We start from the raw sequence: 18,739 nt of genomic DNA, 5'->3' as shown, positions 1-18,739 counted from the left end.
GAATCGGCACGCGACACGCTAAATTTGGGGCACCCCACAGCAGAGGAGAGCCCCGTGGGCAAGGTGGTCATGTACAGCTCGGTGTCGGTGGACGGCTTCATCGCGGACGAGAATGACCAGCCCGGACCGCTGTTCGACTGGTTGTCCAGCGGTGACGTCCCGTTGGACGAGAGCGGCGAGATTAAGGTGTCGCAGACGTCCTACGACTACACCCGGCCGTACTGGGACCAGATCGGGGCGACACTCGTCGGCCGCCACGTCTTCGACATGACGGACGGCTGGGACGGAAGGCCTCCGAGCGGGATCGACCACGTGGTCGTCGTGACGCACCGGCCGGAGCCCGAGGGCTGGGACCCCGAGACGCCGTTCCACTTCGTCGACGGCGTCGAGGCAGCCGTGGCCAGGGCGCAGGAGCTTGCGGGTGACCGCATCGTCGAGGTCGCCGCTGGCGACGTCGGTGGCCAGGTGCTTGCCGTAGGCCTGGTCGACGAGGTGCGCATGGACGTCGTACCCGTTGTGTTCGGGTCCGGTAAGCGCTACTTCGGGTCGGTCCACGCGCAGCACCTGTTGGAGGATCCTGGCGTGGTGATTCAGGGCAACCGGGTGCTTCACCTGCGCTATCGGGTGCGCCGTCGACCGATCTGAGCGGACTGCGAACGGTGACACAAGATCGGGCCTCCGGATGCGTTTGCGCATCGCTGTCCCTGGTCGGGCAGCCGACGCCGATCCGCCCCATCACCTCACGGCAACTTCAACTCGAGATCACCGGTTGCCGGTTTCCGTCGTATCTTGCCCGACCCCCACCGCCGACGACCCGGATGACCTGGGGGACCTTGGTGACACACCTCCCCCCGCGTTCGTGTGGCCATCCGAGCACGCGTGGTGCGTGGCCTGCGACGTCGATCCTCATTTCGCGTCGATCGGCGTCGCCTAAGACGCGATCGATCGGCTTATGTCCGACTCGCGTGTCGACGTCGTTGTAGATGATCCCGACACCGAACCCCCGTACTACTCCTGAGTGGAAGTTGCTTTCGTGGTTCAGGCGGTCGGTCGACCTGTTCCGTCGACTCCCGCGGCTGAGAAGCGGGGATGGAATCTGGAGGGATCCGGATGAGGATCCGCTTACGGGATCAAGCTGAGCGGCACGGGTTCGGCGTACATGCCCCGATCAACGTTCGCCATTTGGATTCCGATATTCGTTTTTCCTGGCAGAGAAGGGTGTGGCATCGTCAGGTCCAGGAGCGAAGGAGGTCCTGCTCGGATGCGATACACCCGCGACTTCGGTTCTCCCTTGCCTCCGGCGTGGACCGACCTACCCGACCGTGATCGTTATTGGACGGAGTTCGAGGAAAGGTTCGGGTTTCGACCAGGCATGAAACCCGAGTCATGGCCTGCGATCGCCGAGCCGACGCCTTCAGTGACCTTCGATCTCATCAACACCGCCGGCACCAGGGGTTCCTGGCGGGCGCGGTTCGATGCGGTCAACGCCGAGGCGCTGCGGTGCTTCGTTGCCGAGTTCGCCGACGATCCGCGGTTTGTCGTTCTCGACTGGCAACATCCCGGGTACTGGTTCGACACTGCGGAGCACTGCGCTGCTGAGGACTCAGAGTGGCGTGTGTCCGTCTATCCGAACGGCGACTACTACATTTTCCTGCGAGAAGACTTCTCGGCCGGCACTTTCGGCCATCCCTGGGAGCCCACGCTGTGCGTGTTTGGTGAACGACTCGTCAACACTCTTGGTCGCACCTTGGCGACGTGGCTTCCGCGCAAGCGTGTCAATCGCCGGCTGTACGACCGAAACGGATAACTGGACTGTGCTCGATCGGGTTCACTATCGGCGACCGTTCACCTAGCGCCGTGCCGCTGTCACTCTCCTCTGCATTCCCGGATGTACTCTCGCCGACCGGCAAGGTACGGCTCGACATCGTCGACTCGAACGAGGTCAACCTGTTCCAACGGATGTCGACGGCCTTCGAGAACGACTCCGCGGCCGTCGACGGTGCCGGCGGCCCACCAGCGTTCTCGTCCTCCCCAGGTCGTGAAGGCAGTGGAACGACCATTGACACGAATTTGGATTTCACTGCCGGGGACATCTTGGATCGCGCGGTGTCGCCTCGCGTAATCCGCGTCGATGGGCGTCAGGCCGATCGCTCGTTCCATGCTTCTGACGGCCTGACGTCGTGGATCGTGCACGGTGGTCACGACCTCCACCGCACTGTTTGTGTCCGGAGTGCCATGAGCAAGACCGGCCAGAATCAACTTCTTGCCTTGCCACTCCCAATCGCCGATCATGATCGGTCCGTCCCATCCGTCCAACCCATAGGGAGGTAGGGAGCCTGCCCCAGCACGGACCTGCTCCTCGCCTGACTCGACACGGCGCCAGAACTCATCCGGGGTCAGCTGGCCGACGATTCGCATATTTCCAGTGTGACCACCATCGACCCTCGCCGGTCAACAATCGCTGATCGGTTCTCTCAACTGCTGCCAGGGGGTTCTGGGCGGAAGTACTCCTCAGGTGAAACCCCCGGCGGAATCCGGTGAGCCTTGTGGTCAGCATCGTCGTCGAAGGTGATTGTGAGCGACGTGCTGAACGCGCCGGTGCTAGGTCCCTGGGGGCGGTGATACGGGTTGCGTCCGTGAAGATGGTGTATGAACCGGATTCGGATCTGACCGGCGTGTCGTAGCCCAATGAAGGCGGCCATCGCGTGACTCTTCGAGAGACCGACCAAAGTCACTCGATGAAGGACCACGCGATGACCAGTGCTCACGATATCGACCTGTTCCAGTTCCTGACCGACCGCCTCACCGACGCCAGCCCCGACCTGCTGCGGAGCCTGCTGTCCACGTTCATCGACGCACTGATGGGTGCCGAGGCCGACAGCCTGTGCGGCGCTGGTTTTGGTGAACGCTCCGAGGACCGGGTCAACAGCCGGAACGGCTATCGGCACCGCGACTTCGACACCCGCGCCGGGACTCTCGACGTGGCGTCCCGAAGCTGCGTCAGGGCTCGTACTTCCCGGATTGGTTGCTGCAGCGCCGCAAGCGTGCCGAGCGGGCCCTGACGTCGGTGGTGGCCACCTGCTACCTACTCGGGTCTCGACCCGACGGATGGAGAAACTCGTCGACTCCCTCGGCATCACCAGCCTGTCCAAGTCGCAGGTCAGCGTCATGGCCAAGGACCTCGACACCAGGTCGAAGCATTCCGCAGCCGCCCGCTCGACGCCGGCCAATACACGTTCGTCGCCGCCGACGCCCTCGTCCTCAAGGTCCGCGAGAACGGCCGCGTGGTCAACGTGCACGCGTTGGTCGCGGTCGGGGTGAACGCCGAGGGTTACCGGGAAATCCTGGGATTGGAGGTGACCTCCGCCGAGGACGGTGCCGGTTGGTTGGCGTTCTTCCGGTCGCTGGTTACCCGCGGTCTGTCCGGGGTGCGGTTGGTGACCTCCGACGCCCACGCCGGCCTCGTGTCGGCGATCGGCGCCACCCTGCCCGGGGCCGCCTGGCAGAGGTGCCGGACGCATTCTGCTCGCGTTCACCGGCTTCCCGAAGCAGATCTGGCGACAGATCTGGAGTAACAATCCCCGATCGGTTAACCGGCTCTCGGGCGACACGATTCTGTCCGCGGCGTGAGGTCCGGGGCCGACGGCCGGTCCGGCCCCCGGATCCAGTAGGCGGTGGTTATGGGGCGGCCCGTTCCTGTCGATGGGTGTGGTGCTCCGGTCGAGGTTCGGGGTCTGGGGGCGGTGGTGCGTCCGGGCGCGGCGCAGGTGTCGAGTGCGGTCGGTTTCGGACATCCCACCCCAGATGCCGTAGGGTCGCCGACGGTGAGGGCGTGGTCTCGGCATTCGGTCAGCACCGGGCATTGTTCGCAGAGCTGTTTCGCCTCTCGTTCGCGGCGCGCGCGGGCGTGTCCGCGTTCGCCGTCGGGGGAGAAGAACATCGAGGTGTCGGCGCCGCGGCAGGATCCGCGGTGCTGCCAGTCCTGTTCGGCCGTGTGGGGTTTGTCGGTGCCGTCGGGTGCGGTCATGGTTCTGTCGTGGGCCGGTGTCGGGTGGTGCGGTGGTGGGCTCGGCGGCGAGCTGCCCGGTCCTGGGGATTCCTGCCTGATGTGCCCGCGTCGGCGATCGGTGGGGTGTCGTCTTCGGCGAACATGGTCGCGAGGTGGGATTTGATGGCCTCGGTGCTCAGGGCATGGGCAGTGGCCGCGGCGGGACGCCAGGGTGGTGGGGTTTGGGTCATGAGCAATCTCCGTCGCTGTGGTTGAGGGGGCAATCGCTGGGGTGCTCCTCCGGGGACTGGGGGGGTCGGCGTAATGCAGCAGTGACCGTTCCGCGAGCAGCGGCGGTATCGAGCACCGCTGCCAGCCCCCGCACCCTCTCTGGTTCGGTATCCGGTTGAGACATCCGCTTCCGCGGGCAGATGCGCGGCCCGCGGATGGTGGGGGTGTCCCTGCACGAGGGCTTCGACGTAATGACACTCCAGCCACTCGTCCGCGCGCAGGGATAACCGGCAGGGTTTCGGCGGCTCCGGCGTTGGTGGAGACGGTGGAAGTCTTTGGTGGGGCAGCGGATGGTGCCGGGGTCGGCAGTGACGCTGCGGCCGCGCCGAGGCCTGTGCGTAGCATCTGTTGCAGGTCGCGGCCGGCAAGGGCTTGCCCGGATTGATCTGAGCGTAGGACGTCGATGGTAATGATCTCCGGGATCGCGGTCACGGCGACCACCAGAATCGGCCGATGCATCCTCTTGTTGTCCGTAAACTCCCGGCCAGAGGTGTCACTGTGGGAAAGCCCGCAGAGTGCGACCCGAACCGGAAGGTTCTCTAGGTATGACGGAATGTCTCGATCACCGGGGCGAGTTCGGTCGCGTTGGTGAGCAGGTCGATGTGGCCGCCCGCGTGCGTGTGCAATATGGCGTGTGGGAGAAGTGTCTTCATGATGTGGGCGTTGGTGACTGGGATGATCGGGTCGTCGGTGCCCGCGACGATCAGTGTCCGTTGCCGGATCAGGGGTAGCACGGGCAGGCTGGTCCACACCTCGCCGGCGATTGACGCGGCGTAGTCGGCGTCGGTGAACCTGTGCGGGGTGAGCATCTTCGCCAGGACCCGTGGACGGCCCGGCACCATGAGTGCCCCGGTTGCGGTGGCGACGAGAACGAGTCGACGGCAGCGGCGGGGGTTCTGCAGTGCGAATTGCTGTGCCAGGGCGCCGCCCCACGACAACCCGAGCACGTCGACGACGTCGAAGCCGAGTGTGGTGATCGATCAGCCGGCCCAGAACCCAGGCGAGGTACGGAAACCCGTAGGGCACGAGCGAGGCCGGGGACCCGCCGGCCCCGGGCACGTCGAAACGGATGATTGTCGTGTTCGGGTCGAGTTCGGCGACCAGTGGGTCGAGGACCTCCAGTCCGGCGCCGATCCCGTTGCACAGCACGAGCGGGACTCCGGTACCGCGGCGCACGCTGACCCGGATCCGCTGGCCGCCGGCGGCGAGGATCGTCACGTCGGACCGGCGGCGGTTGTCAAACAGCTCGGTCACGGTCACCGGTACAGCACCACGACGTCGGCGATGCAGGCCGGTCGTTCGGCACCGTCGACCGTGAACGTCAGCCCGAACACCGCCTCGACGCCTCCCGGCTTCTGCTCCGCGCCGGTCACGGCCACCGTGGCGCGGACCGGGGAGCCGGCCAGGACCGGCGCCGGGAACCGCACCCTGTTCAGCCCGTAGTTGAGGGCGGCCGTCACGTTGTCGATGGTGAGGACCTCGGCGAGTACCAGTGGTGTCAGCGCCAACGTCAGGTATCCGTGTGCGATCGTGCCACCGAAGGGGCCTTGTGCCGCGCGTTCGACGTCGGTGTGGATCCACTGGTGATCACCGGTGGCGTCGGCGAATCGATTGATCTGGGACTGGGTGAGGTAGTAGGGCTCGGTGATGCCGACCGTTTGTCCGATCAGTCCGAGCAGATCGGCCGGTTCCGCGAGATGAGTGCTCATCGTTCTTCCCTCGAGTGTGGATGTCAGCTCTGATGGACGTAGGTGCCCGGAGCCGGCGCGAGGGGCGGGTACTCGCGGGAGCCGAGGGCACCGGGCGCGTCGATGTCGGGGCCGCTGCGGTCGGTGAGCCACCGTGCGTAGTCGGGCCACCACGAGTCCGCCGCCTGCTCAGCAGAGGCCATCCAGGCGTCCGCCGTGTCCGCGTCGGCCTGCCCGAACCGGAATGACGCCCGCGGGTTGCCGGGCGGGTTCACCATTGATGCGATGTGACCGCTTGATGACAGTACGAATCGGCTGTCCTTGCTGCCGAGCAGGCGGGCGCTGCGGTAGGTGGATTGCCATGGGCTGATGTGGTCGGCGATGCCCCCGACGACGTACGCGTCGGCGGTGATCTTCCCGAGGTCGACGGGGGTGCCGAGCATGCTCACCGCCCCCGGTACCGTGAGCGCGTTGCGGACGCCGAGCAGCACGAGGTCGCGGTGCAGCGCCGCCGCCATCCGGGTGGTGTCGGCGTTCCAGAACAGCACGTCGAACGGTGCCGGGTGGCGGCCCTGCACATAATTGTTGACCCAGTACCGCCACACCAGGTCGGTGGGGCGCAACCAGGCGAACATCTCGGCCATCGCGCGGCCGTCGAGGTAACCCTTGGACGCGGACGCACGGATCGCGGCGCTGGCGGCGCGTTCGCTCATGACGGCTGATGCGAACCCGGCCCGTGTTTGGTCCAGGACGGTGACCGCGAGAGTCAGGCCCGCGACCCGGTCGCCTTGGCCGATCTCGGTCAGGTGGGCGACCGTCATGGCTGCGAGGATCCCGCCCGAGCAGGTTCCCAGCAGGTGCGTACTGTCGATGCCGGTGACGGTCTGCATCGCGTCGAGGGCTTCGATGATCGCCGCACCGTATATGTCGGTTCCCCAATTGCGGTGGCGGGCCTGCGGATTGCGCCACGAGATGGTGAAGACCTGCTGTCCTTGCCGTACCAGGTATTCGATCAGGCTCCGCTCTGGGGCGATATCGAGAATGTAGTACTTGTTGATGACCGGGGGCACGATCAGCAGGGGAGTCGCGTGCACCGTCGGGGTTTGGGGTGCGTAGTGGATCAGCTCGAAGGCCCTGGTTTGCAGCACGACCGCGCCCTTCGTGGTGGCCACGGTTTCGCCCACCGAGAACGCGTCCGGTTCGACCATGGCGGGCACGCGCGGGCTGGCGAGCATGTCGCGGGCGAAGGTGCGCACACCGCGCACGGCGCTCAGGCCGCCGGTGTCGATCATCGCCTTCCATCCCAAGGGGCTCAGGAGTGGATTGTTGGTCGGGGCGGCTCCTTCGAGGATGTTGTCGAGTACGAAGCGGATCTTCTCGGCGTCGCGCCAGTCCAGTGTGGCGTCGTCGAAGAGTGCGTTCGCGGTGTGGGCGGCCGCGAGGTAGGCCTGCATGGTGCGCCGCAACAACGGGTTCTGCTGCCAGGCCGGGTCACCGAAACGTTTGTCCGATCTGGCGGGTGCGCGGTCGGAGGTGCCGGCGGCGATCGCGCCCAGTTCGCGTAGGAGCGCACCACCGCGGAGGGTAAGGGTGTGTGGCTGATCGACCAGGCTTCGGGCGGCCCTGATCCAGGACCGGTCCGGCAGCATGCGTGCGGCGAACCCGCGAGTGCCGTTGGTCAACAGCAGGTCGAGGGGAATGGCGAGCTCGTCGGGGTTACTCGACGTGGATGTAGGTGTCACAGAGATCCGTTCAGTTACGGTGTGAGCCAAGGCTCAGGCTTCTAGCGGGTGTTTGTGCGTCGAGGCGTGGTCCGTCCCCACTCGAACAGGACTTCAGCGGCATCGTTTATGCGAGTGACCTCGCTGCACCACACGCACTGTCCGAGTCCGACCCCGTTTTTCAGTGGGACCACTCGGGTTCTCTTGGCGTCTATTTCTTGGGTGCGGGGGGCTGGTTGAGCAGTTGCATGAACTGTGGGGCGTTCGCCACGGTGGAACCGAGGCCTCCGATTGCGGTGCCCGCAAGCCCGGCGCCGGCGCCGAGCATCAAGGCACCTCCGACACAGCCGGCGAGGGGGCCTGCCCCGAAGAGCATGGCTGCCGGCGCGGAAACGACACCACCGACGATGGCGCCAAGCACGCAGCCGCCGACCAGGCCCGTTGCGGCACCGAGAAAGCCGCCGATCGCGGAGGTCAACATGATGGGGGGCTGCACCGCAAGGGTCGCGGCAGGAAGATCGACGTCGTGAAGCCCTCTGTAGTTGGGCACAGGTTTCGCGACGGCGGGATCGGTATCGGCGGTGAGCACGGCGTTGTTGCCCGAAACCTGGGCGGCGACGGGGTGGACGGCGCCGTCGACTGCGAGTGCCAACGGTACGGACTCCAGGACGACGCCCTGGTCGTTGCGGACCACCAGGCGGTTGCCCTCGGTAGCCAACGTTCCGGATGTGGTCTGAACGATGACGCGGTTTCCGTCACGGTTGACGGTCCAGTCGACTCCCTGCTGGGTGCTCTGGATGCTCGCGGGAGCGTCGGTGGTCGTGGGGACGGCCTGAGCAGTGCCGGCAGTGATGCCGACGGCGGCGATCGCCAGGACGGCGGTGGCGGTGAAGGTGCGGATTCTCATGGTGGGACCGACGCATTTCTGTAAGTGGGCACGGTGGTTGGTGACGCGGATCACGCTAGCGCAGCAAGGGCGGTTACAATTGACCGCACGGGTCAGAATGTTTGACTGTTTGGGACAGGGTGAGGATGCAGTATCTGGTGCGCAATGCCGTGCTCAACGGCTATGTCGATCTCATGCTGACGCTGGGGCGGGACCCTCTCCCGTTGATGCGCTCGGTCGGGGTCGATCCGGCCGCGCTCGGTTCCGGTGACGGGTGGCTGCCCGTCGACTCGGTGAGCCGGCTGTTCGAGCTGTCCGCCGCCGAAACCCGGTGCGAGGATTTCGGGCTGCGGCTGGCCGCTGCCCGCGGAATGTCCAACCTCGGCCCGGTGGGGTTGATCGCGCGGGAGGAACCGGACGTGCGCAGCGCCTTGGGCATGGTTCTGCGTCATGTCAATCTGCACAACGAGGCGCTGCGCGCCCGGCTGGTCGAAGCGAACGGCCTGGCCACTGTGCAGGTCGACACTGCCCCGGGCATCACGTTCGGTCGGCAGGGCATCGAGATCGCGGTCGCCTCGGTCTGTCGGATCCTGCGCGAGTTGCTCCACGACGATTGGGAGCCGCTGACGGTGTGTTTCGTGCACGAGGCCCCGGCTGTCCTCGACACACACCACCGCGTCCTCGGCTCCCAAATCCAGTTCGGGCACACCCTCAACGGGATCGTCGCCTACGCGCGCGACCTTGATTCCGACAACGCGATGTCCGACCCCCTGTTGCGGCCCTACACCCGGCAGTACCTGGAGTCGCTCGTCCCGCCCGAGGACACGACCACCGTTGATCGCGTCCGAACCCTGGTCGAGTCGCTGCTGCCGACCGAGCGGTGCTCGGCCGCGTATGTCGCCCGCAGCCTCGGCATGGATCGGCGAACGCTGCACCGGCACCTCTCCGGGTCGGACGCGACGTTCTCGTCGCTGGTCGATTCGGTGCGGGTCGACCTGGCGCAACGCTATGTCGCCCGCCAGGACCGTCCCTTGACCGACATCGCCGGCGAACTCGGCTTCTCCGCGCTCAGTTCGTTCTCGCGATGGTTCAAGGACCGCTTCGGATGCAGCCCGAAGGCTTGGAATGCGGCGCAGGATTCGACGTCGCCCGCGGTCGGCACCCCCATCCACCGACTTCCGGCGGGTTAGCAGCTCGCCGTGCTCCGGGCTCAAAGCGTGCTCACCGAGAACGAGTTCACCGCCGAGACGCCAAGATCCTGGCGTCGTAGACCTACCCACGGCGGGGCTGTACAAGGTCGCCCGCGGTCGGGACACCTTGATGAGTGACTATTTGCGGTGTGCGTGGCTTCTACCCGGAACGTGCGTCCGATGTCGGCATCCAGGCGTCATTCAGCGGCGTCTCGACGATGTTTTGCTGATGGAACACCTTGCCCTCGCCTTGAAATGGAACGTCACAATCCGGTGATCGACCGACGATCCACACTGGTCGCGGGCGGGGGCGAGGGGATCCGGGGCCCGCGTTAACCCGAGAGACTCGAACTCGTTCGCGAACGAGGATCAGGGGGACAGGGTGTGGACAGCGATATCCTGAGGGCACACCTTTCGAGGTGAGTACGCACGGTTTCGACCGTGAAGATGTCGCGGACCGGATGAATGCTGGTGGCCGATGGCCGGAAATGATGATCCACTCCCCACTCAGCACCACGTGAACCCAGCGGTCGCTGCGGAGCTGACAGCGGCGGGGTTCGAGGACGCCGAGGAGATCGGGCGAGGCGGCTTCGGTGTCGTTTACCGTTGCATCCAGTCCGAGTTGGGCCGCCTGGTGGCGGTGAAGGTGCTCACCCCCGACCTGGACGAGATGAACCGGGCTCGGTTCTTCCGGGAACAGCGCGCAGTGGGCCGGCTGAGCGGGCACCCGAACATCGTCACCGTCCTGCAGGTCGGCGCAACCGAGGCCGGTCGGCCGTACATTGCCATGCAGTACCACCCGCGGGACTCGCTGGAGGCGCGGATCCGCCGGCACGGTCCGCTCCCGCTGGACGAGTCGCTGCAGCTGGGGGTGAAGATAGCGGGTGCGGTGCAGACCGCGCACCAGCTCGGGATTGTGCACCGCGATATCAAGCCGACGAACATTCTGCTCACCGACTACGACGGACCCGCGCTGAGCGACTTTGGTATCGCGCACATCTCCCGCAGCCTCGAGACCGGCACCGGATCCCCGGCGTACCTCGCCCCGGAGGTGCTCCGGGGCGATGCACCGAGCCCGGCCTCGGACGTCTACGGGCTCGGTGCCGTCCTGTTCAGCGCCCTGACCGGGCACGCCGCCGTCGAGCGCCACAGCGGCGAGCAGGCGGAAACCGAGTTCCCACCCATCACCACCGAGCCGGTACCGGATCTGCGCGAGCACGGCATCGACGACGCCGTGTCGGCGGCGATCGGACGCGCAATGGCCGCAAACCCGCCGGACCGGCCCTCGGCTGCGGAACTCGGTGACCAATTGCGGCGGATCCAGCTCGGCAACGGCTTCCCCGTCGACGAGATGGCCCTACATGCCGAACCAGGCGCCCAGCGAGAACACCAGCCGGTTCCACCAGTGTCATCCGGGCGCGCGACGTTCGGTCAGCGCCCGCCGACCCCGCCCGCCATTCGGGGCGCCACCGGGAATCTGCCGGTCGAACTGACCAGCTTCGTCGGACGGCGGGGGGAACTCACCGACACCAAGGCAATGCTGTCGGCCTCGCATCTGGTGACACTGACCGGGATCGGCGGTGTCGGTAAGACGCGGCTGGCAGTGCGGACGGCCGACAGCGTGCAGCGAGCGTTCGGCGACGGGGTGTGGCTGGTGGAGTTGGGTGAACTGTCCGACGGGTCGTTGCTGACCGATGTGGTGGCCGCGGCGCTCGGGTTGCGTGACCGGTCGGCCACACCGTCGGATGAGGTGTTGTTGCAGTTCCTGGCCTCGCGGGAGTTGCTGCTGGTTCTCGACAACTGCGAGCAGGTCGTGGACGCCGCGGCCGAACTGGCCGAGACCCTGTTACAGGCCTGCCCGGGCCTGCGGATTCTCACGACCAGCCGCGAACCCCTCGGGATCGGCGGGGAGGCGGTGCTGCGCGTACCACCGCTGACGGCGCCCGACCCGGATCGGCAGTCGTCGGTGTCGGGACTGCCCAGCTACGACGCCGTAGCGTTGTTCGCCGACCGTGCCGCCACCGTCGTTCCGGGGTTCGAGCTGACCGAGGACAACCAGGCCGCGGTGGCCGGGATCTGCCACCGCGTGGACGGGTTGCCGCTGCCGATCGAGTTGGCGGCGGCCCGGCTGCGGGCAATGTCGCCGGAGCAGATCCTGGACCGGCTCACCGACCGGTACGCGCTGCTGACGCGCGGCAGCCGGGTGGCACCATCACGCCAACAAACTCTGCGGCTGTGTTTCGACTGGAGCTACGACCTGTGCACACCAGGGGAGCAACGGATGTGGTCGAGGTTGTCGGTGTTCGCCGGCAGTTTCGAACTCGATGCCGCCGAACAGATTTGTGGCAGTGACTCGGATCCGGAGGAGCTCCTCGACGCGGTGACCTCACTGGTGGACAAGTCGATCCTGATCCGGGAAGAACATGGCACAGTGGTCCGATTCCGGATGCTCGAGACACTGCGCGACTACGGCCGCGAGAAGCTGCAGCAGAGCAGTGAATATCTGCAACTGTGTGGGCGGCACCGGGATTGGTATGAGAAGTTGGCGCTCACAGCGGAGACCGAGTGGATCAGTTCCCGGCAGCTGGACTGGATCGCCCGGCTCGGGCGGGAGGAGTCGAATCTGCGGGAGGCGCTCGAGTTCTCCGCGACGGACGATCCCGGCACCGGACTACGCATCGCCGCCGCCCTGTTCCCGTTCTGGCTCTCCCAGGGCTGGTTCGGCGAGGGACGGCACCACCTCGACCGCCTGCTTGCGCACGATCCCGGGCGGCCGACCGTCGAGAGGGCCAAGGCGCTGTACGCCGACAGTGCGCTCGCCGCAATGCAGAAAGACTTCGAGACCGGGACCGCACTGGTCGAGGAGGAACGCACCCTCGCCGAACAGTCGACCGACCCACTGATCCATGCCCTGGTCGCCTACTCCGACGCCACACTCGCACTGCTGAGCGGGGATCCTCGGCGTGCACCCGCGCGCCTGGAACGCGCCCTCGAAATGTTCGGCACCCGGACGGGCCACCCACTGCACGTGGGGGCGCTCTACCTGCTCGGCGTGGCCCGCGACCTCCTCGACGAAATAGATCAGGCCATCGATTGCTACGAGCAGGTGCTCACCATCACGACAGCACGCGGTGAATCGATGTATCGCGCATACACGCTGACGGCCATGGGCATTGCCGTGTGGCAGCAGGGCGACGCGGTGCGGGCCGCCCGGCTGCTCGGGCAGTCGCTGCGGCTGGCCCGGCAGGTGAACAATCCCCGCACCGTCGCCACCTGCCTCGACGCACTGGGCTGGATCGCCGCCGACGAGCACGACGCATACCGCGCCACCGTCTTGGTGGCGGCCGCCGAGGAGTTGGGGCACTCGATCGGCAGTGTCGGAGTCGTGTTCCCCACCCTGCGCACCTACCACGAGCAGTGCGAGCGGTCGAGTCGCCGAGCACTCGGCGAGCGAGGATTCGAGGCGGCCCGCCGCGAGGGCAAGCGCCTAGGCCTCGATGCAGCCGTCGCCTTCGGCCTCGGCGAGCGGGCCCCGGCCCCTCCGGCCTCCGCGGCCGGGACCTCGGTGAGACCTACCAAGAGGGAGCGGCAGGTTGCCGACCTGATCGCCGAGGGACTGACCAACAAGGCGATCGCAGCCCGACTCGTGATCTCGCCCCGCACCGCGCAAGGCCATGTGGAGCACCTCCTGGCCAAACTCGGGTTCACCTCCCGCGCTCAGATCGCCGCATGGGTATCGGAGCAGGCGGGAAGCGAGCACTGACAGCTACCTCGACGTCATCCTCGGTTGCGGCAGCCGCCCCCACCGAGGATGTGACCTGAGTCCAGGTGTCTCCGGCCAGGTTGAGGTCGACGAACACCGCCCAGCGCAACACGGCAAACCGAGTGCGGGCAGTCAATCACTTCCATCACCCGGTCTTCTTCTGCGCCTGCGGGATCAGGCGGACCGTCCGTCAGATGACCGCGCCCCCGTTGGGGCTGATGACCTGGCCCACCAGGTAGTGAGAGTCCCCGGCGAGGTAGACGGCGAGAGAGGCGTACTCGTCCGGGCGCCCGAGACGGCCGAGCGGGATGATCTGGTACAGGCTATTTTTCTGCTGATCGGTCGCTCGGGCGAGATAGTCCTCGAATGTTGGTGTCATCACTGCCCCGCAGGCAATCGCGTTGACACAGATGTTGGCGCCGGCGACATCGAGTGCCACGGTCCTGGTGAAGCCGGCGACCGCCGCCTTGCTCGCGGAGTACCCCGGGCTGTGAGTGCTGGCCGCGGAGATGCCCGCGATCGACGCGATGTTGATGATCCGGCCGTACTGCTGCGCCTGCATGAACTTCAACGCTTCCCGCGTGCAGTAGAAGGTTCCGTGGACGTTGACATCCCACCACTTGAGCCAGTCCTCGTCGGTGAGGTCGCTGGTGATACCGAGGGACCGCCGCGGCGTCGGAGTGGTCAGGTGCGCGTATTGCCGGTTGCGCCGCTCCTCCTCGGCGGGGGAGTTCGGTACCCGAGCAGCGTTGTTGACCAGGACGTGCACGGTGCCGAACCGCGCTGCTGTTCGGGCGAACATCTCTCGAACCGCGGCGCTGTCCGAGACGTCGCAGCTCACAGGCAGGCACTGTCGGCCGCGTGCTTCGATTTCTCCCGCAACGTCCGCCAATTTGTCCGCCTGGATGTCGCAGGCGACGATGTCCGCACCTTCCTCGGCCATCGCCACCGCGATGGTCCTCCCCAGTCCTTGGGCCGCCCCCGTGACCACCCCCACCTTGCCTTGCAGCTTCATCTCGGTTTCCTCTCGTCTCCTGGCCGGCTCTCGTAAGTTCTCGACACCGGAAGACCCTGCCGCGCTGCGGTACTCGTTTGTTTCTCGACAGCCAACTCGGTCCGCTGCAGCTTCAGCTTGACGGCTGACCGCAGGGTCAGTTGGCCGCCTGACGGCGCTCGTGCGCGGCCATCTCCTCGACGAGTATCGGGACGCCGAGGTTGCAGGAGTGGATTCCCACGACGGTGGACAGTTTGAGCACCTCGAGGATCTCCTGGGGTGTCACCCCGATGTCCAGGGCGGCCTGGATGTGGCGTCTGGTCCCCGGCGCGTACATGTGGGTGGCGGCGGCGTCGACGGCGATGCACAGCAGCTGGATGACCTTCGGCGAGAGAACTCCACTCCGGTACGGCGCCGTCGCCATCTTCATGTATAGCTCGGTCCAGTCGGGGTCCATCTCGTTGAGCCCATCCCAGAGTGGATTCCAGCTGCCGCCGGCCTTCATCGCCTCCACCACGGGATGGCTGTTTTCGTTCTGGGTCATCATTCCTCCGAAACGGTGGGGTGGTGCGGGATCAGTGGGCAGCCTCAGAGCGGACGAGTTCGCGCTTGAGGATCTTCCCGGTCGCTGTCATCGGTAACGCCCCGACGAATTCGATGCGGCGCGGGTACTTGTAGCTGGCCATCTGCGCCTTCGACCAGGCGACCAGCTCGTCCTCGGTCACCTGCGCCGAGGGCGCGAGGATGACGAATGCCTTGACCTCCTCGCCGTGCCGCTCGTCGGGCAGTCCGACCACCGCTGCCAGCGAGACGGACTCGTGGGTCATCAGCACCTCCTCGATCTCGCGGGGGTAGACATTGAACCCCCCGCGCACGATCAGGTCCTTCGCACGGTCGACGATGTAGTAGAAGCCGTCCTCGTCGACGCGGGCCAGATCCCCGGTGCGGAACCAGCCGTTGTCAATGACCTCGGTGGTCGCGTCGGGCCGGTTGTAGTAGCCCTTCATCACGTTGTGCCCGCGCAGCGCGATCTCCCCGACTTGGACTTCCCCGGAGATCGTGTTCCAGTTCGGGTCCACCAACCGCACCTCGACGCCCCAGACCGGGCATCCGATCGAACCGGGGCGGGGGTCGCGTTCCGGGTCGCTGAACAGCGCCAGCGGGGACGTCTCGGACAGCCCGTACCCCTCGAGAATCTGCACGCCGAACTTGGTCTTGAACTGAGTGAGGATCTCCACCGGCAGCGCGGCGCCACCGGAGATCGCCTTGCGCATGTTCCGGGAGATCGTGTCGACGTCCGCGTCGGCGCCTGTGCCCTCGAGCGCGCCGAGCAGTGCCCAGTACATCGTGGGCACGCCGGCGAAAACCGTGATCTCCTCGCGTTCCATCAGCGCGAGCGCGGCGGCGGCCTCGAACCGCGGCATCAACACCAGGGTCGAGCCCACAGAGAGCGCGGAGTTCATGCTGACGGTCTGGCCGAAGGAGTGGAACAGGGGGAGCGTGACCAGACAGACATCGAATTGTGTTGGCGTGTTGTCTAACAGGCGATTCGCCGAAAGCGCGTTGAGCACCATGTTGGAGTGGGTGAGCTCCGCGCCCTTCGGCTGTCCGGTGGTGCCGCTGGTGTAGAGGATCACCGCGGTGTCGGTGGGCTCGCGCACCACCGTCTCGAACTCGTCGGCCATCTCCGCGGCGGCCTGGGCAGCTGTCTCGACGCCGGCGATCGGGGAGGGCGCGTGCGGGTCCGCGGTGAGCAGGAACATCTCTGTGCAACCGTGGGCGTCGCGGAAGCCGTCGTGGCCGTATTCGCCAATCGGCAGGTCGGGGCCGCCCTCGAAGCAGAAGTAGGCCCTCGCCTGGGAGTCGTTGAGGTGGTACGCGACCTCGCGGCCCTTGAGCAAGATGTTGAGCGGCACCACCACAGCGCCCGCTTTGAGGATCCCGAAATACACCGTGGGGAACTCGATGAGATTCGGGCAGGACAGCGCGACCTTGTCGCCCGGCTTGACGCCGCGGGCCACGAGCAGGTTCGCGATCTTATTGGCTTGACGATTCAGCTCCGCATAGGAGTGGCGCTCATCGCCGAGTACAAGCGCATCGCGGTCCGGGTATCTCCGTACCGAATCTTCAAGCAATACACACAAATTGAGCATCAGGCCCACTTTCAAGACTCGAATGGGTGGTCACGCGACAGCGGCGGCGGTGGCGGCACGGACTTGGGTCTGGGTCACGCCGGGAGCGCATTCGCGCAGAACGAGACCGTTGTCGGTGACGTCGATGACAGCGAGGTTGGTGATGATGCGGTGTACCACGCCTGCCCCGGTCAGCGGCAATGTGCAGGCCGACACGATCTTCGGCGCGCCGGATTTGTCGGTGTGCTCCATGAGTATGATTACTCGGGCGGCGCCGTGGACCAGATCCATGGCACCGCCCATGCCCTTGACCATCTTTCCCGGGACCATCCAGTTCGCCAGGTCGCCGGTGGCGGAGACCTGCATGCCGCCGAGCACCGCGACGTCGATACGGCCGCCGCGGATCATCCCGAAGCTGGTCGCGGAATCGAAGAATGAGGCGCCGGGGTTGACGGTCACCGCCTCCTTGCCTGCGTTGATCAGGTCCGCGTCGACCTGGTCCTCGGTGGGATAGGCGCCAGTTCCGAGGATGCCGTTCTCGCTGTGCAGGGTGACCGTCACACCGGTCGGCAGGTAGTTCGGGATCAGCGTAGGCAACCCGATGCCCAGGTTCACGTACTGTCCCTCAGACAGTTCCAGCGCCGCCCGAGCGGCCATCTCATCGCGCGTCCAGCCGACGACCTCGAGGGTCGCCGGATCAGCAATTGTGGTCATCTCAGGCGGTCCTTATGCCGTTGGCGGTGGTTACGGTGCGTTTTTCGATGTGTTTTTCCTGCGGCCCGGTCTGCACGATCCGGTCGACGAATATCCCCGGCAGGTGCACGTGGTGCGGATCGAGTTGACCGGGTTCGACGAGTCTCTCGACCTGAGCAATGCACACCTTGGCGGCCATCGCCGCGAGTGGATTGAAGTTCATCGCGGCCTTGCTGAAGATGAGGTTGCCCGCGGTGTCGCCGACGAGCGCGTGCACCAGCGCGTACTCCGCCTTGATGGACTCCTCGAGCAGATACCTCCTGCCCGCGAACTCGCGGACCTCCTTCGGCGGCGATGCGAGCGCAACGGATCCGTCTGCGCGATAGCGCCAGGGCAGCCCACCCCCCGCAATCGGGGTGCCGACACCCGCGGGGGTGAAAAAGGCCGGGATCCCGGCGCCGCCGGCGCGCAGCTTCTCTGCGAGGGTGCCTTGTGGGGTCAGCTCCACCTCGAGCTCTCCGGAGAGATACTGCCGGGCGAACTCCTGGTTGTCCCCCACATAGGATGCCGTTACACGGCGGATCTTTCTTCCCCCCAATAGGATTCCCAGCCCGACGCCTTCCACTCCGCAATTGTTGGTGAACACCTCGAGGTTGGTGGCTCCGGCCGCGTCGATGGCCTTGATCAGCGCGTCGGGAATGCCGCATGCGCCGAATCCGCCGACCGCCAGGGACGCTCCGTCCTGGATGTCTGCCACCGCGGCGGAGGCTGTGCCGAATACCTTGCTCATGAGGTGGCTACCGTCCGAACCTCGAGCAGCTCCTCGATGAGCTTCTCTGCCTGTGGCCAATTCCCGTACCCGGAGGCCGGGTTCAGGTGCCCCACGTCTCCGAGGTCGACCAGCCGACCGCCCCACGCCTCCGCCATGCCGGCCACTCTGCGGCGGCTGGCCAGCGGATCGTTCGTGCTGGCGGCGACGATGCTCGGGAAGGGCAGCTTGCGGCGGGGGATGGGCAGCCAGCCGTTGCTGTCGAGGTCCTCGAGCGTCGGATATCCCTCGGGGGGCTGCTGTTCCAGGTCGGGGGGTGTCGCCAGCAGGGCGCCGAGGACCGGCCGGGTCGTCTGCTGAGCCCAGTGCACCGCGATCATGACGCCGGCGCTGTGGGCGACGAGCACGATCGGACCGTCGATGTCCTCGGTCACGGCGTCGAGGGCTGCTGTGCGCGCGCTCAAACTGAGCTTGTCGTTCTCGAGTGGAGGCACGATACGGACCCGGTCGAGCCTGTTCGCCAGCAAGGTCTGCCAGTGCTCTTCGACGTGGTCCCGGAGTCCGGGCACGATCACGACTGTGGGGGATGAGTGGTCGGTGGGGACAGGGTTGGCCATTGCGGTC

General features: G+C 66.3%; 15 protein-coding genes and 3 pseudogenes. 5 read left to right on the top strand and 13 right to left on the bottom strand.

Translation table 11 applies throughout. From position 1 onward, the window contains the following. Nucleotides 1–54 precede the first annotated feature (54 nt). Together QM806_RS19630 and QM806_RS19625 are read left to right on the top strand one after the other, a co-directional pair. A complete protein-coding gene (locus QM806_RS19630) occupies nt 55–645 on the top strand; it encodes a dihydrofolate reductase family protein (protein ID WP_210460787.1) in 591 nt (196 codons plus the stop codon). 616 nt (nt 646–1,261) lie between these two features. Then, the gene (locus tag QM806_RS19625) at nt 1,262–1,807 is read left to right on the top strand and encodes a DUF2716 domain-containing protein (RefSeq protein WP_169694562.1); all 546 of its coding nucleotides are present in this window, start codon (nt 1,262–1,264) and stop codon (nt 1,805–1,807) included. 59 nt (nt 1,808–1,866) lie between these two features. Here the strand turns inward: QM806_RS19625 and QM806_RS19620 are convergent, their stop codons facing one another. Further along, complete coding sequence (locus QM806_RS19620; protein WP_283292521.1) at nt 1,867–2,292, bottom strand: hypothetical protein; 426 nt, start codon at nt 2,290–2,292, stop codon at nt 1,867–1,869. A 461-nt stretch (nt 2,293–2,753) separates the two neighbouring features. Between QM806_RS19620 and QM806_RS41715 the strand changes: the two are divergent. Then, nucleotides 2,754–3,585 (top strand): annotated as a pseudogene (locus QM806_RS41715) (IS256 family transposase); the annotation flags it as partial. A 149-nt stretch (nt 3,586–3,734) separates the two neighbouring features. Here the strand turns inward: QM806_RS41715 and QM806_RS19610 are convergent. The 6 genes and pseudogenes from QM806_RS19610 to QM806_RS19585 form a co-directional block, all read right to left on the bottom strand. Continuing rightward, nucleotides 3,735–4,027 (bottom strand): annotated as a pseudogene (locus tag QM806_RS19610) (WhiB family transcriptional regulator); the annotation flags it as partial. Then, on the bottom strand, nt 4,024–4,239 hold the full coding sequence (locus QM806_RS19605) for a hypothetical protein (RefSeq protein WP_169694558.1): 216 nt from the start codon (nt 4,237–4,239) through the stop codon (nt 4,024–4,026). The pseudogene QM806_RS19610 and the gene QM806_RS19605, both read right to left, overlap by 4 nt. Before the next feature lie 579 nt (nt 4,240–4,818). Further along, a pseudogene (locus tag QM806_RS19600) lies at nt 4,819–5,539 on the bottom strand (alpha/beta fold hydrolase). Beyond that, nucleotides 5,536–5,988, bottom strand: coding sequence for a MaoC family dehydratase (locus tag QM806_RS19595; protein WP_169694556.1), 453 nt, complete (start codon nt 5,986–5,988; stop codon nt 5,536–5,538). The pseudogene QM806_RS19600 and the gene QM806_RS19595 overlap by 4 nt, the downstream one beginning before the upstream one ends. Nucleotides 5,989–6,011: 23 nt before the next feature. Next, nucleotides 6,012–7,709, bottom strand: coding sequence for a PHA/PHB synthase family protein (locus tag QM806_RS19590; protein ID WP_169694554.1), 1,698 nt, complete (start codon nt 7,707–7,709; stop codon nt 6,012–6,014). A 190-nt stretch (nt 7,710–7,899) separates the two neighbouring features. After that, nucleotides 7,900–8,595, bottom strand: a complete 696-nt coding sequence (locus tag QM806_RS19585) for a DUF8020 domain-containing protein (protein WP_283292519.1) — start codon at nt 8,593–8,595, stop codon at nt 7,900–7,902. Nucleotides 8,596–8,720: 125 nt separating this feature from the next. On the opposite strand from QM806_RS19585, the gene QM806_RS19580 reads away from it, so the two are divergent. Together QM806_RS19580 and QM806_RS19575 are read left to right on the top strand one after the other, a co-directional pair. Further along, nucleotides 8,721–9,764 carry an AraC family transcriptional regulator gene (locus QM806_RS19580; RefSeq protein ID WP_169694550.1) on the top strand — a complete coding sequence of 348 codons (1,044 nt, stop codon included), beginning with the start codon at nt 8,721–8,723 and terminating at the stop codon, nt 9,762–9,764. A gap of 478 nt (nt 9,765–10,242) precedes the next feature. Next, a complete protein-coding gene (locus QM806_RS19575; RefSeq protein ID WP_283292517.1) occupies nt 10,243–13,527 on the top strand; it encodes a protein kinase domain-containing protein in 3,285 nt (1,094 codons plus the stop codon). Between the two features lie 190 nt (nt 13,528–13,717). On the opposite strand, the gene QM806_RS19570 is transcribed toward QM806_RS19575, so the two are convergent. The 6 genes from QM806_RS19570 to QM806_RS19545 form a co-directional block, all read right to left on the bottom strand. After that, complete coding sequence (locus QM806_RS19570) at nt 13,718–14,542, bottom strand: SDR family NAD(P)-dependent oxidoreductase (protein WP_283292515.1); 825 nt, start codon at nt 14,540–14,542, stop codon at nt 13,718–13,720. A gap of 136 nt (nt 14,543–14,678) precedes the next feature. Beyond that, nucleotides 14,679–15,065: a carboxymuconolactone decarboxylase family protein gene (locus QM806_RS19565; RefSeq protein WP_169694543.1), complete on the bottom strand. Its 387-nt coding sequence runs from the start codon at nt 15,063–15,065 to the stop codon at nt 14,679–14,681. A gap of 31 nt (nt 15,066–15,096) precedes the next feature. Beyond that, nucleotides 15,097–16,674 (bottom strand): long-chain-fatty-acid--CoA ligase, encoded by a 1,578-nt coding sequence (locus QM806_RS19560; RefSeq protein ID WP_169694541.1) that lies wholly within the window; start codon nt 16,672–16,674, stop codon nt 15,097–15,099. A gap of 30 nt (nt 16,675–16,704) precedes the next feature. Next, nucleotides 16,705–17,367: a 3-oxoacid CoA-transferase subunit B gene (locus QM806_RS19555; protein ID WP_169694539.1), complete on the bottom strand. Its 663-nt coding sequence runs from the start codon at nt 17,365–17,367 to the stop codon at nt 16,705–16,707. A 1-nt stretch (nt 17,368) separates the two neighbouring features. Then, nucleotides 17,369–18,136: a CoA transferase subunit A gene (locus tag QM806_RS19550; protein ID WP_210460781.1), complete on the bottom strand. Its 768-nt coding sequence runs from the start codon at nt 18,134–18,136 to the stop codon at nt 17,369–17,371. Continuing rightward, a complete protein-coding gene (locus QM806_RS19545) occupies nt 18,133–18,732 on the bottom strand; it encodes an RBBP9/YdeN family alpha/beta hydrolase (RefSeq protein WP_169694535.1) in 600 nt (199 codons plus the stop codon). Before QM806_RS19545 ends, QM806_RS19550 begins: the two co-directional genes overlap by 4 nt. Between the last annotated feature and the right edge of the window lie 7 nt (nt 18,733–18,739).

Origin of the sequence: Rhodococcus sp. IEGM 1351 (assembly GCF_030056875.1) — a bacterium.
GTDB classification, from domain to species: domain Bacteria; phylum Actinomycetota; class Actinomycetes; order Mycobacteriales; family Mycobacteriaceae; genus Rhodococcus_F; species Rhodococcus_F opacus.
This window is presented reverse-complemented; position numbering and strand designations above follow the sequence as displayed.